Origin of the sequence: Caballeronia sp. GAWG2-1 (genome assembly GCF_023631405.1) — a bacterium.
Taxonomy (GTDB): domain Bacteria; phylum Pseudomonadota; class Gammaproteobacteria; order Burkholderiales; family Burkholderiaceae; genus Caballeronia.
Genome location: NZ_JALQDD010000027.1, coordinates 147,595 through 159,939, shown reverse-complemented (window position 1 = coordinate 159,939; position 12,345 = coordinate 147,595). Strand labels below are relative to the sequence as shown.

The 12,345-nt window shown below is 62.5% G+C and carries 12 protein-coding genes; 6 read left to right on the top strand and 6 right to left on the bottom strand.

Annotated features, from left to right (window positions below; all coding sequences use genetic code 11):
• Positions 1–29: 29 nt before the first annotated feature.
• Together mnmH and NCR98_RS17185 are read left to right on the top strand one after the other, a co-directional pair.
• Entirely contained in the window at positions 30–1,097 is a 1,068-nt protein-coding gene (mnmH, locus tag NCR98_RS17190; RefSeq protein WP_250493472.1) for a tRNA 2-selenouridine(34) synthase MnmH, read from the top strand.
• Positions 1,098–1,124: 27 nt separating this feature from the next.
• The gene (locus NCR98_RS17185) at positions 1,125–2,180 is read left to right on the top strand and encodes a permease (RefSeq protein WP_250526766.1); all 1,056 of its coding nucleotides are present in this window, start codon (positions 1,125–1,127) and stop codon (positions 2,178–2,180) included.
• 58 nt (positions 2,181–2,238) lie between these two features.
• On the opposite strand, the gene NCR98_RS17180 is transcribed toward NCR98_RS17185, so the two are convergent.
• The 3 genes from NCR98_RS17180 to NCR98_RS17170 are packed head-to-tail and all read right to left on the bottom strand — an operon-like array spanning position 2,239 to position 4,790.
• Positions 2,239–2,400 (bottom strand): hypothetical protein, encoded by a 162-nt coding sequence (locus NCR98_RS17180; RefSeq protein ID WP_250467195.1) that lies wholly within the window; start codon positions 2,398–2,400, stop codon positions 2,239–2,241.
• Positions 2,378–3,379 (bottom strand): cytochrome d ubiquinol oxidase subunit II, encoded by a 1,002-nt coding sequence (gene cydB / locus NCR98_RS17175; RefSeq protein WP_250526765.1) that lies wholly within the window; start codon positions 3,377–3,379, stop codon positions 2,378–2,380. The genes NCR98_RS17180 and cydB overlap by 23 nt, the downstream gene beginning before the upstream one ends.
• Positions 3,380–3,383: 4 nt before the next feature.
• Positions 3,384–4,790 (bottom strand): cytochrome ubiquinol oxidase subunit I, encoded by a 1,407-nt coding sequence (locus tag NCR98_RS17170; RefSeq protein ID WP_250526764.1) that lies wholly within the window; start codon positions 4,788–4,790, stop codon positions 3,384–3,386.
• A gap of 403 nt (positions 4,791–5,193) precedes the next feature.
• On the opposite strand from NCR98_RS17170, the gene ypfJ reads away from it, so the two are divergent.
• The 3 genes from ypfJ (at position 5,194) to NCR98_RS17155 (ending at position 8,281) form a co-directional block, all read left to right on the top strand.
• Positions 5,194–6,078, top strand: a complete 885-nt coding sequence (ypfJ, locus tag NCR98_RS17165) for a KPN_02809 family neutral zinc metallopeptidase (RefSeq protein ID WP_250467189.1) — start codon at positions 5,194–5,196, stop codon at positions 6,076–6,078.
• A 136-nt stretch (positions 6,079–6,214) separates the two neighbouring features.
• Positions 6,215–7,225: a lipopolysaccharide heptosyltransferase I gene (gene waaC / locus NCR98_RS17160; RefSeq protein ID WP_250526763.1), complete on the top strand. Its 1,011-nt coding sequence runs from the start codon at positions 6,215–6,217 to the stop codon at positions 7,223–7,225.
• A gap of 156 nt (positions 7,226–7,381) precedes the next feature.
• The gene (locus NCR98_RS17155) at positions 7,382–8,281 is read left to right on the top strand and encodes a flagellar brake protein (protein ID WP_250526762.1); all 900 of its coding nucleotides are present in this window, start codon (positions 7,382–7,384) and stop codon (positions 8,279–8,281) included.
• A 109-nt stretch (positions 8,282–8,390) separates the two neighbouring features.
• Here NCR98_RS17155 and NCR98_RS17150 read toward each other — a convergent pair whose 3' ends face one another.
• Positions 8,391–9,041 (bottom strand): DsbA family oxidoreductase, encoded by a 651-nt coding sequence (locus tag NCR98_RS17150; RefSeq protein WP_250467183.1) that lies wholly within the window; start codon positions 9,039–9,041, stop codon positions 8,391–8,393.
• A gap of 125 nt (positions 9,042–9,166) precedes the next feature.
• Positions 9,167–10,507 carry an NAD(P)/FAD-dependent oxidoreductase gene (locus tag NCR98_RS17145; RefSeq protein ID WP_250493467.1) on the bottom strand — a complete coding sequence of 447 codons (1,341 nt, stop codon included), beginning with the start codon at positions 10,505–10,507 and terminating at the stop codon, positions 9,167–9,169.
• 346 nt (positions 10,508–10,853) lie between these two features.
• Between NCR98_RS17145 and NCR98_RS17140 the strand changes: the two genes are divergently transcribed.
• Positions 10,854–11,285, top strand: coding sequence for an OsmC family protein (locus tag NCR98_RS17140; RefSeq protein WP_244829538.1), 432 nt, complete (start codon positions 10,854–10,856; stop codon positions 11,283–11,285).
• Between the two features lie 61 nt (positions 11,286–11,346).
• Here NCR98_RS17140 and NCR98_RS17135 read toward each other — a convergent pair whose 3' ends face one another.
• A complete protein-coding gene (locus NCR98_RS17135; RefSeq protein ID WP_250526761.1) occupies positions 11,347–12,321 on the bottom strand; it encodes a GGDEF domain-containing protein in 975 nt (324 codons plus the stop codon).
• Positions 12,322–12,345: the final 24 nt, after the last annotated feature.

Below are 12,345 nucleotides of genomic sequence, written 5' to 3'. Positions count from 1 at the left end.
TGCGTTGCGCCCGTGCAGCGTCATCGCCCGTGAAAAATCTCCTCGTGAACCTCGACCGTATCGGCGCTTTCGACGAAATCGTCGATGTCCGCACGCCGCTCGAATACGCCGACGATCACATCCCCGGCGCCCTCAACGCGCCGGTGCTGACCAACGAGGAGCGCGTGATCGTCGGGACCATGTACAAGCAGGTCTCGCCTTTCGAAGCCACGCGCGTCGGCGCCGCCATGGTCGCGCGCAATATCGCGCGACATCTGGATACGCTCTTTTCCGACCGGCCGCGCAACTGGCGCCCGCTCATTTATTGCTGGCGCGGCGGCAAGCGCTCCGGCTCGATGACGACCTGGTTCAACATGATCGGCTGGCAGGCGCGTCAACTGGAAGGCGGCTACAAGACTTATCGGCGCGAAGTGCTCGATTCCCTCGTCACGCTGCCGTGCCGTTTTCGTTACGTCGCGCTGACGGGCCACACCGGCAGCGGCAAGACGCGTCTGTTGCACGCGCTCGATCAGGCCGGCGCGCAAACGCTGGATCTGGAAGGGCTCGCGGCACATCGCGGTTCGTTGCTCGGCGCGTTGCCGGGACAGACGCAGCCTTCGCAGAAGGCGTTCGAGTCGGCGCTCGTGAGTGCGTTGCGTGGTTTCGATGCGGCCAAGCCCGTGTATATCGAAGCGGAAGGGCGGCGCATCGGCGCGCTTTCGGTGCCGGATGCATTGCTGGACGGTCTGCATGGCGCGGCGTGCGTGGAAGTGGAGGCGCGCCGCGAAGATCGCATCGCGTTTCTGTTGCAGGACTACGCGCATCTTTTCGACAATCCCGCGTTCTTCAAGTCGCAACTGGCGCGACTCATCGGGCTGCATAGCCGCGAGCGCGTGGAGCGCTGGCATCGGCTGATCGATGAGAACGCGCGTGCCGAGCTGTTCGCGGAACTCATCGACCGTCATTACGATCCCGCGTATGGCCGCAGCAGCCGCGCGCTTTATACGCATCTGGCAAAGGCGTCCCACATGACCTTCCGGCCCAACGATGCCGACAGCGTCGCGCAGGCCGAGGCGCTTCTCGCGCAATTGGCGCAGACATCGCCCGCGGCGAACTGAGATTAATCTTCATCATTCGAGTCAAACATGAATACTCACGCGCCCCGACCCCCTCGCATCGCGCCCGGCTGGATCGTTTTTCTGCTGATCGCGGTCGTCGGTCTCTTCTATGTCAAATGGTTTCCATACTACAACCGCGCGTTCGTGGCGGCGAGTCAGCATTCCATCGGCAAGTCCATTTTGATGGGCGCGTCCGCGAGTGCGCCGGCACCGTCGTGGCAAGCGGCGCTCGACTATGCCATGGCTTACGGCAAGGCCATCTGGCAGGCGATGGTGCTCGGCCTGTTGCTCGGTTCGGCGGTGCAGGCGTTGATTCCGCCGCGCTGGGTCGCGCGTGCGCTCGGCGAACGAAACTTCGGCAGCGTGTTGAATGGCGGCTTGATGTCCTTGCCCGGCATGATGTGCACGTGCTGCGCGGCGCCGGTCGTGGCGGGCTTGCGTGCGCGGGAAGCGGCGCCGGGCGCGGCGGTCGCGTTCTGGCTCGGCAACACGGTGCTCAATCCGGCGGCGCTGGTGTTCATGGGCTTCGTGCTCGGCTGGCAGTGGACCGGGCTGCGCCTCGTGCTCGGTGTGCTGATGGTGTTCGGGTTGGGTTACGCGGTCAATCGCATGGTGACGCCCGCGCAGGCGGCGCAATCGCGCGAGGCGCTTGCAAACCTCGTCAAGGAAGATGAGCCGGGCACGGCGTTTTCGCGCTGGTTGCGCATTCTCGGACGTATGACGTTGCGGCTCGTGCCGGAGTACATCGTGCTGGTGTTGTTGCTAGGCGCGGCGCGCGCGTGGCTGTTTCCGCATATCGGACCGAATATCGACGACAGCATGCTGTGGATCGTCGCATTCGCGATTGCGGGCACGTTGTTCGTCATTCCGACTGCGGGCGAAGTGCCGATCATTCAGGCGATGCTTTCGCTCGGCATGGCTGCCGGCCCAGCAGGCGCGTTGCTGATGACTTTGCCGCCCGTCAGCCTGCCCTCGCTCGCCATGCTCGCGCGCTCGTTTCCGCCGAAGGTGCTCGCGTTCGTCACGGCGGCGGTGGTCGTGTTCGGGGTAGTGAGTGGGGCGGTGGCGGCCTGGTGGTTTTGAGCAGACGGGCTCGGGTGCTCAACGACGATCGCCGTCGTGAGCGCCTTGCCCAGCGGCATCAATGCAGAGCCGCTCCCGCCTTGATCAACAACTTGAACGGCAAAGCCAGCAGCATCGCGCCGCCCACACCTGTCACCCAAAGCGCGACGAACCAGAAGACCTTCTTCGCGCGCATCATCGCAATAGAGCCGCCGCGTTCAGTGATAGTGATGTTCGCCATGACGCACCTTTCCTCTGAATACCCAATAACTCAGCATGGTGTAACCCAGGATCACCGGCAAAATAACCGCCGCGCCGACAATCGTGAAGAGCTGCGAAGAACGCGGCGAAGCGGCATCCCAAAGCGACACGCCCGGAAAAATCTCCTGCGGCGAAATGCTCGCAACCAATCCCGCGTAACCCAGCAACATGAAGCCGAGCGCCACCGCGAACGGCCGCGTTTCATGCCGCGAACGGATCGAGCGATGCATCGCCCAAGCACAGGCCACGACTAGCGCCGGCACCGGCAGCATCCGATAAAACCACGGCGAGTCGAACCAGCGCGATGCAATGCCCGCGTCCTGCAGCGGCGTCCACACGCTCACCACGACAATCGTCGCAAGCTGCAGCAGCGTCAACGGCCATACGACGCGATACAGCCGTCGCTGCAAATCGCCTTCGGTCTTCGCGATCAGCCAGCATGCGCCGAGCAGGGCGTAAGTCACGACGAGCGCGCCGCCCGTGAACAGCGAAAACGGCGTGAACCAGCCGAAGGCGTCGCCGGCGAAGCGGCCATCGGCGACGGGGATGCCATCGAGAAACGCGCCGAGCGCCACGCCTTGAAAGAACGTCGCGCCCGCCGATCCGCCGATGAACGCAAGATCCCACATGGACTTCGTGCGCGACGCCTTGGCGCGAATCTCGAACGACACGCCGCGAAAGATCAGGCACACGAGCATCAGCACGAGCGGCAGATAGAGCGCGGAAAGCACGGTCGAATAGACCATCGGGAACGCGGCAAAGAGACCCGCGCCGCCCAGCACGAGCCACGTTTCGTTGCCGTCCCACACGGGCGCGACGGTGTTCATCATCACGTCGCGGTCGTGCCGGTCGGGAAAGAAGGGAAACAGAATGCCGATGCCCAGATCGAAGCCATCGAGCACGACGTAGAGAAAGAGGCCCAGTGCGATGATCGCGGCCCACGCGACGGTGAGGTCCATATGTTCAAGCTCCTTCGATGGACTGATGCGGAAGACTCATCGGACGGCGCGCGGTGCCATCGGACGAATCGGGCGTATGAGACGGCGCGCCCGGCAACGCCGGCCCATGACGCAACAACTTCAGCAAGTAGTAGATGCCGGTGCCGAAGACGATCGTGTAGACGATCACGAACGCGAGCAGCGAGACGCCGACTTGCTGCGCGGTGACGGGCGAGACGGCGTCGGCCGTGCGCATCACGCCGTAGACCACCCACGGTTGACGGCCCGCTTCGGTCGTGACCCAGCCCGCGAGCAAGGTGATGAAACCGCTCGGACCCATGATCAGCACGAAGCGATGGAACCAGCGCGCATCGAATAACTTGCGCTTGCGATGCAGCAGCCAACCGGCGATGGACATGAGGATCATCAAGACGCCGAGTCCCGCCATCACGCGAAAACTCCAGAACACGATGGTCGAATTCGGCCGCTCGTCTTTCGGGAACGTCTTGAGGCCGCGAATCTCGCCGTCCCAGCTATGCGTGAGGATCACGCTGCCGAGATGCGGAATCTGCACGGCGTACTTCGTCGTTTCCGCTTCCATGTCCGGAATGCCGAAGAGATTGAGCGCGGTGCCGCCTTTCTCCGTTTCCCAAATACCTTCGATAGCCGCGATCTTCGCCGGCTGATACTTGCGCGTGTTGAGACCGTGCGCGTCGCCGACGAAAGCCTGGATCGGCGTCAGGACCAGCAGCAGCCAGAGCGCCATCGAAAAAGTCTTCCTGATGGCCGGATCGCGTCGGCCCTTCAGCAGATGCCACGCGCCCGTCGCGGCCACGACCAGCGCCGCGACGATGAACGCCGCAATCGCCATATGCGCGAGCCGGTACGGAAACGACGGGTTGAAGATGATCGCGAACCAGTCCACCGGCACGACGTGATCGCCTTCGATGCGAAACCCTTGCGGGGTCTGCATCCAGCTATTGGACGCAAGAATCCAGAAAGTCGAGATGAGCGTGCCGATGGCCACCATCAAGGTGGCGCCGAAGTGCGCTTTCGGGCCGACCTTGTTCCAGCCGAACAGCATGATGCCGAGGAAGCCAGCTTCGAGGAAGAACGCGGTCATCACCTCGTAGGTGAGCAAGGGACCCGTGATCGGACCGGCGAAGCTCGAAAAGCCACCCCAGTTGGTGCCGAATTCGTAAGCCATCACGACGCCCGACACCACGCCCATGCCGAACGCGACGGCAAATACCTTCGACCAGAAAAGGCACAGTTCCTTGTAGACGAGTTTGCCGGTCTTGAGCCACGCGCCTTCTAGCACGGCGATGAAGCTTGCAAGTCCGATGGAAAGCGCGGGAAAGATGATATGAAACGAGACAGTGAACGCGAACTGGATACGTGCCAGGTCGATTGCTTCGGGAGTCGCATGCATGATGACTTTTGCTTTGAAATTCACGCGTGCCGGATTGCAACGTGCGGCATGCGCGGGTTGAAACGTCGGTAATGCTGGAGCGGACTGTAGCGCCATTTATGCGTATCTGTTGCGCTGCGTCAGGAAATGCGCGTTGCGCGCAAATGCCGCGGTTTCAAGGATTTAGCGTGGCTAATGGCTTGAATGCGCATTGTTTTTGGTATGGAGGATGACTCGCCGAGAGCAGGAATGCGGGCTGCTTTACGCGACAATCGACCGCACTGCATCAAGACTCGTCCGATTCACATTGACGCAGGCTCGTTCGACGAACTTTCACGTCCTCGCGAGACTTCATTTGCGAGACGCGCGAGTACCATAATGGCTTTTGAGCACGCGCCACGCGCGGCTATGCAAGGAGACCCAAATGCGCCTCGATGACGAAGCAGAAAGCAGCAATGTCGAAGACCGGCGAGGCAGCGGCGGAGGCGGCGGATTCAGAGTCGGCGGCGGATCCATCGGCATCGGGACGATCGTCGTCGCGCTCGCGGCATCGTACTTCTTCGGCATCAATCCGATGACCATCATCAACGGCGCGCAAATGCTTCATGGCAACGCGCCCGTGCAGCAGCAAGCCGCGCCGTCGAATACGGCGCCAGCGCAAGACGCCGGCGCCGTATTCGTGCGTCGCGTGCTCGGCAATACCGAGCGAACCTGGCAACACATCTTCAGGACGCAGTTCAATCAGGACTATCCGGCGCCCAAGCTCGTGCTGTTCTCGGGCGGCACGCAAACAGGCTGCGGCACGGGACAAGCGGCGATGGGGCCGTTCTATTGTCCGAACGACCGGCGCGTTTATATCGACTTGTCGTTCTATCGCGAGTTGAAGGATCGCTTCGGCGCGGGCGGCGACTTCGCACAGGCCTACGTGATCGCGCACGAAGTCGGGCATCACGTGCAAAACGTGCTCGGCATCATGGACAAGGTCGATAGCGCACGCGCGCGCATGTCGCCCGCGCAGGCGAATGCGCTTTCGGTGCGCGTCGAGTTGCAGGCGGATTGTTTTGCGGGCGTGTGGGCGGCGGTTGCGCAGCAGGACAATGCAAAGCTCATTCAACCGGGCGATTTCGAGCAGGGCTTGAATGCGGCGGGCGCAATTGGCGACGACCGGTTGCAGCAGCAATCGCAAGGACGCGTGGTGCCGGAAGCGTTCACGCACGGATCGAGCGAGCAACGGCAGCGATGGTTGCGCAAGGGCTTGTCGTCCGGCGATATCCGTCAATGCGATACGTTTTCGGCCAAGACCCTGTAACGCCGTCTAGGCGCCGAAGACGTGACGCGACGGTGGACTTACAAACGCTGACAGCCGTGGCGCGACAAATTCTTTAGAATCGCTGTTTTTCCGGCGCGGCATCGAGCCGCACACACCGGTGCATCCAGGTCTGTCGATGAAGCGAATTCTGATCGTCAAAGTCACGTCTCTCGGCGATATCGTCGAAACGCTGCCGGTTGTCTCCGACTTGCGGCGGGCGTTTCCATCCGCGAAGGTCGACTGGGCCGCCGACGCCGCGTTCGCTGACATCATCCGTTGGAGTCAGGGTGTCGACCGCGTGCTGAGCGCGCCTTTGCGCAAGTTCAAGAAGGCGCGCAACTGGAACGATCTCAAGGAGATCACGGGGTCCATCAGCGAGTTGCGCGCCGAGAAATACGACGTCATCGTCGATATTCATGGCGTGTACAAGAGCGCGATCATCGCGTTCATAGCGCGTGGGCGGCGGCGCTACGGCTATCTGAATCAGGACCTTGGCGAGCGTGGCGCGGCGTTCGCGTACAACGCGCGCTTCGGTCCGCGTCCGCACACCGACGCCTGGCGCGGCATGCGCGTGAGCGTCGCCGATGCGCTGGGCTACGAGATTCAGGAAACGCCCGACTACGATCTTCGACTCCCCGAGCCTACGCATGACCTCGGCATTCCACGCGGCGGCGCGCCCATCGCCATGTTGTTCCACGCGACCTCCGCCGATGTGAAGAAGTGGCCAAAGGATCACTGGGCCGAAGTCGGGCGCTGGCTCGTCGAGCGCGGCTATCAGATTGCGTTGCCGTGGGGCACGGAGCGCGAGCGCGGCGAAGCGCAGGCTATTGCCGCACTCGTGCCGCAGGCGCTCGTGCTGCCGAAGCTGAGTGTCGAGGAATGCGCGCACTGGATTCAGGCGTCTGAACTGGTCGTCGGAACCGATACCGGGCTCGTCCATCTCGCACATGCTTTGCAGCGGCGCACCGTTATGCTGTTCGCGGCGACATCGCGCGAGCATTTCGGTATCCACGAACCCGGCCGTTCGGTCTCTGTCGGTGATGGCGGAGCGCCGCCTGACGTACCGCAAGTGCTCGAGGCAATACAAAGCGTTTTGGCTCCCGCTGAAGCGAATCGCCACGCGCATGCTGGCGTAATAACGCGTTAAAAAAATTTATGCGCATAAACTTTTTGCAGAATAATCGCGAAAGAGGGCGCACGGAAGTCATTTATTAGTGCGCGAACGTAAATTTTGCTTAATAGCACTTGACGGCGATTCCGCGACCGGAGACGATTGCGAAAACACTTAAGAATCGTCCGATAAATGATCGAAGACTCCGCCGTTGACGCACGACAGGCCTTCGTGCGTCTTCAACCTGCCGACGTCGTGCCGGGCGCGCCGCTCGAATGGGCGATCGTTTCCGCCGATGGAACGCCGCTTTTCGCGGCAGGCACCCTCATTCCCGACAAAGCGACGCGCGATTTCATTTTCAGGCAGTTCGATCCGCACCGGACTGCCGGCGACGCGGCGCCTCGACGAAAACCGGAAGAGCCGAGCGAGGAAACGCTCGTTCTCGACGACTTGGGTTTGTCGATCGGCGGCCGTATTGGCGTGCGTGTCACAGGCGGTTCGGGGTCGGCGATGTATGCGAGTCGCGTAATCGGGTTTTCGAATGCACGTCGCAATGGCGAGCGTTCGCTTTTTGTCACTCAGCCGCTCATGACGGGCTTCGATCCGCTGGACCTCACGCGTGGCGAACTGGTCGATCTCGTCGCGCTGACGGGAAAGGGCGTGTTCCGCTTCGCGTGTACGGTGGATGCGCTCTGCCGCGAGCCGTTCAGTTATGTGGTGTTATCGGCGCCAGGTACGATCCGCCGCCTGCGCACGCGCAAGTTCGTCCGCATGCCGACGCGCATGGCGGCATGCTTTGCCATCGAAGGCGAAGAGGGCGCGCTCAAACAGCCGGGTCGCGTGAGCGACATCAGTCCCTACGGCATGTCTTTGACTGTCGCGACGCCGAACGCGCGCGTGGGCGATCGTCTCGCACTCTCGTTTCGATTCGCGACCGACGGCGTCGATGTTCAGGTCGATACCATCGCCATCGTGCGTCACGTCGGCGACTTCGATGCATCGACGCAAAGCGCCGCTTATGGGCTTGAATTCGAATCGCTCGAACCGGCGCAGCGTATTGCGCTGAAGTCGTTCATGGCGGAGCACGGTTAGACAGGGCGTCGGCCGTTGCGCTTTGCCGAGCTGACATTCGCGAGCCTGCGCGTCGTCGGCGTCGTGGCCGAGCGCATGCCAGCCCCGCATCGCCCGCTTACCTCGAACATCAACTCGGAAAGCCATCCGGAAACAATCGCTCGACCGCATTCTCGAAGTGCTGAATCGGCGCGGCGCCACGCAATGCGATGGGCGGCGGCGGTTCCTTGCCCGGCGCGGCTTCGCGCGACAGCACGGCAAACGGCACGCCGCTCACGCCCAGTTGCTTGGCAAACTCTTCGTCTTCGATCACGAGGTCCGTGTAGGTGCCTTCGTCGAGCGCTTCTTCGAGCAACTCGGGATCGATGCCGCATGTCGCGGCAATATCGATGAGCGCGTCCGGATCGCCGATATCGATACCTTCCTCGAAGTAAGCCTTGAAGATCGCGCGATGCACGATATCGAAGCGCCCCGATTCCTGCGCAAAAAGCGCGGTCTCGAACGCCTTGCGGCTGCGTGGCGCGACGGGCGGCGGACGCATCAACACGTTGCGCTCCTCGGCAAGCGGAACCACCGAGTTTTCCCAGGCGTCCTGGGCTTGTTCGCTATTCGGATCAGGCAGCGGCGTGGGTTCGGGACGCAGTTCGAACGCGTGCCAGCGAAGCTCGACTGCGTTGCCATACGCCTTGGCGAACTGATCGAGCACCGGTGTTTCCAGATAGCAGAAAGGACATGTGAAGTCCGACCAGACATCGACATACAAAACAGGCGTGGTTGCCATGAAAAAACCTCGAATACAGGGCGATGCATGCGCGCGCCCGGAAAGGACAAAACAGCAAAACCGGTATGTTAGCGCGTGCTGCGAGTCGATGTAGGCATGGCGCGGCGCGTTCAAGATTCGCCGGCTCAGAACCCGCCGTCGAGCTCGATCTTGCTGCCGTCGAAGAAGCGCGACAGACGGAAGGCGCGCGGGTCGACGAGCGGGGTGTCGTTCGCGACGATATCCGCCATCAACCGACCCGCACCGGGACCGATGCCGAAACCATGCCCCGAAAATCCCGTGGCGATGAACACCCCGGGCGTTCCGTCGATGCCCGAGATGACCGGCACCGCATCGGGCGTTACATCGATATAGCCGGCCCACGACTGCTCGACCTTCACCGCGCCAAGCGCCGGAAAAACCGCGCGAAATTCGTCGAGCGCGCGCTGGTTGAAGGCCTCGACAGGCGCGGGGTCGAGCGTGCGCACGGACTCGAATACCGTCGGGCGATTCAGCGGCCAGTGGCGCGGACGGCGTAGTTCCTCGAAGAAGCGCGCGTTGAAGCCGAGCTTGAGCGCGCCGAGCTGGCTTTTTAGCGCGGGCAAAAACTTGAAGAACAGCCGGAAACTGTCGGGCGTGATGTCGCTGTAGTTGCGGAACGCGTTGGCGATGGTATAGCCGCCGTCGAGCCGCTTGCGATAACCCATCGCGTGATTGCACGCGCTCACGTCGGGACCGCCTTCGAGCGGCGCCGTGCGCATGACCGACGAACGCACCATGAGCTGTGGCACATCGACATCGAGGTTGCCCGCGAAGAGCCGCGTCCACGCGCCGCCCGCGACCACCACGCTCGTGCACGCGATCCGTCCGTATTCCGTCACCACGCCGCTGACCTTGCCGCCGCTCGTTTCCACGCCGCGCACGGCGCAGGGCGTGAGTATCTTGACGCCTCGCTTGCGCAGCGCGGCGGCCATCGCCGGGACGGCGCGTTGCGGTTCGGCGCGGCCATCGCCGGGCGTGTAGATGCCGCCCGCGAAGCGGCGTGACGCGCCGGTCATCAGCGCGGCGGTTTCATCGGCGGAGATGATGCGCGAGTCGAGCGCGTCGCGGCCGACTTTTGCGACCGCGCGCGCGAGCCACGCTTCGTGATCGGCGAGCGCTTTGGCGTCGTCGGCGGCATAGAGGATGCCGCATTCGCGAAAGCCGGTGTCGATGCCGAGTTCTTCATCGATACGACGCCACAGCTTCAGACTCTCGAGACTAAGTTCGAGCTCGCGCAGGTCGCGATGTGTCGCGCGGCACCAGCCCCAGTTGCGGCTCGACTGCTCGCCCGCGATGTGCCCTTTCTCGCACACCGCCACCGACAAGCCCTTGGCCGCCAGCGAGCGCGCGGTGCTGATGCCGATCACGCCGCCGCCCACGACGACCACGTCGACACGTTCGGGCAGCGTTCTGTCTTCGTCGATACGTTCTGTCAGCGGTCCCATGTCAGGACGCGCGCTCGTCAAGTCGTGCCGTTACGTTCATGTGTCGGTCAGGTTGAGCCGGGAGGCAGTCATGCTAAGGGATGCGCCTCTTTTTGACCATATCAATGAAATTGCCGCGATGTTGCATCAGGGCATGAAGCGCATGTTGCACGCTGTCTGCGCATGCGCCGGCGATCCGCTACGATAGGGCAGGCGCGGCGTCCAGGAGCAAACACAAGCGGATGCGCCGCGTCCGACAGCACCCGTCATCGAGCGTCAGGCACGGCGCGTGCGAACTCAGCGCCGCATGCGTCACGCGCCATTGGCGCCAGTCAACGCAATTTCACCCCATCTCTGGAGAACTTTCATGCAAAAGACAGCATCGGCGAAGTGGAGCGGCGGCATCAAGGACGGCAAGGGTTTCATCTCGACGCAAACCGGCGTGCTCAACGAAGCGCCGTATGGCTTCAAGTCGCGTTTCGAGGAAGGTCCGGGCACGAACCCGGAAGAGTTGATCGGCGCGGCGCACGCTGGCTGCTTCACGATGGCGCTTTCGCTGCAACTCGAACTCGCGGGTCTGAAGGCCGAAAGCCTGGAAACGAAATCGACCGTCACGCTCGATAAAGACGGCGAAGGCTTCACCATCACCGCGTGTCAACTCGATCTGAAGGCGAAGATTCCCGGCGCGGACAAGGCTGCATTCGACAAGGCCGCCCAAGCCGCGAAGGAAGGCTGCCCGGTGTCGAAGCTGTTTGCGGGCAACGCGAAGATTACGCTGAACGCCGAACTGGTTTCCTGAGCGTTCGAGGCGTAGTTTGAGTGAAAAGACGCGGACCGGTCATCTCGACCGTCCGCGTTTTTTAATGCCGCGCCGCGTTCTTCCTCTCGGCCTTATGCGCGTACATTTTGCTGTCGCTTTCAATCAGAAGGTCGAAGAAACTCGCATGCTGCGCGGGATCGAACTGCGTCTGTCCAACGCTGAAGCGAATCTCGTAACCGCGTGTGACCGAAGCATTGTGCGCAGCCAGCTTTGCGCGCAGACGTTCGAGCGCGTGGGCGGCTTCCTCGTCGCTCGCGTCGGTCAGGAGCGCGACGAATTCGTCGCCGCCAAGCCTGCCGATGACATCGCTTGCACGCAGCGAAGCGCGCAAGGCATCGGCGAAAGTGACGAGCGCGCGGTCGCCTTCCGCGTGACCAAAGGTGTCGTTGATACGCTTGAAATCGTCGAGATCGAAAAACAGCAGCGACGCGCGCCGATCGAGCCGTTTGCAGATATTGAGCGCATGCCGCGCTAGCGCTTCGAAACCGCGACGGTTGGCAATGAGCGTCAGGTCATCGACGGTTGCAAGTTCGATCGCCGCGATCTCCTGTTCCGCGATATGCGCGAGATCGCGCAAGAGGCTGCGCTCTTCGCCGTCGAATTCGCGGGGACGGGTATCGATGAGACAAAGCGTGCCCAACTTGCTGCCATTGGGCACCGTCAGCGGATGCCCCGCGTAGAACCGAATGCCGGGCGCGCCAGTCACGAGCGGATTGTCGTGGAAGCGCGTATCGATGCGCGCATCGGGAATCATCAACACGTCGTCATGCAGAATGGCGTGCGCGCAGAACGACACATCGCGCGAAGTCTCCGGCACATCGAGACCGATGCACGACTTAAACCACTGCCGATTCTCATCGATCAGGCTCACGAGCGCGATCGGCACGCCGAACAGCCGCCGCGCCAGGCGCGTGAGACGGTCGAAGCGCTCTTCCGGCGGGGTATCGAGGATATTCAGCGAGCGCAGCGTGGCAAGCCGGGCGGCTTCGGTCGAGGGTTTGGGCGCGACGAGCATGGATCTCCGTTTCCTGAGACGGTT

Excerpts from the sequence above, each read along its gene's own strand:
- NCR98_RS17150 (WP_250467183.1), bottom strand. The coding sequence starts at position 9,041 with ATGGCAACCACGCCTGTTTTGTATGTCGATGTCTGGTCGGACTTCACA.
- NCR98_RS17135 (WP_250526761.1), bottom strand. The coding sequence starts at position 12,321 with ATGCTCGTCGCGCCCAAACCCTCGACCGAAGCCGCCCGGCTTGCCACG.
- NCR98_RS17140 (WP_244829538.1), top strand. The coding sequence starts at position 10,854 with ATGCAAAAGACAGCATCGGCGAAGTGGAGCGGCGGCATCAAGGACGGC.
- NCR98_RS17180 (WP_250467195.1), bottom strand. The coding sequence starts at position 2,400 with ATGGCGAACATCACTATCACTGAACGCGGCGGCTCTATTGCGATGATG.
- waaC (WP_250526763.1), top strand. The coding sequence starts at position 6,215 with ATGAAGCGAATTCTGATCGTCAAAGTCACGTCTCTCGGCGATATCGTC.
- NCR98_RS17145 (WP_250493467.1), bottom strand. The coding sequence starts at position 10,507 with ATGGGACCGCTGACAGAACGTATCGACGAAGACAGAACGCTGCCCGAA.
- ypfJ (WP_250467189.1), top strand. The coding sequence starts at position 5,194 with ATGCGCCTCGATGACGAAGCAGAAAGCAGCAATGTCGAAGACCGGCGA.
- NCR98_RS17185 (WP_250526766.1), top strand. The coding sequence starts at position 1,125 with ATGAATACTCACGCGCCCCGACCCCCTCGCATCGCGCCCGGCTGGATC.
- NCR98_RS17155 (WP_250526762.1), top strand. The coding sequence starts at position 7,382 with ATGATCGAAGACTCCGCCGTTGACGCACGACAGGCCTTCGTGCGTCTT.
- NCR98_RS17170 (WP_250526764.1), bottom strand. The coding sequence starts at position 4,790 with ATGCATGCGACTCCCGAAGCAATCGACCTGGCACGTATCCAGTTCGCG.
- cydB (WP_250526765.1), bottom strand. The coding sequence starts at position 3,379 with ATGGACCTCACCGTCGCGTGGGCCGCGATCATCGCACTGGGCCTCTTT.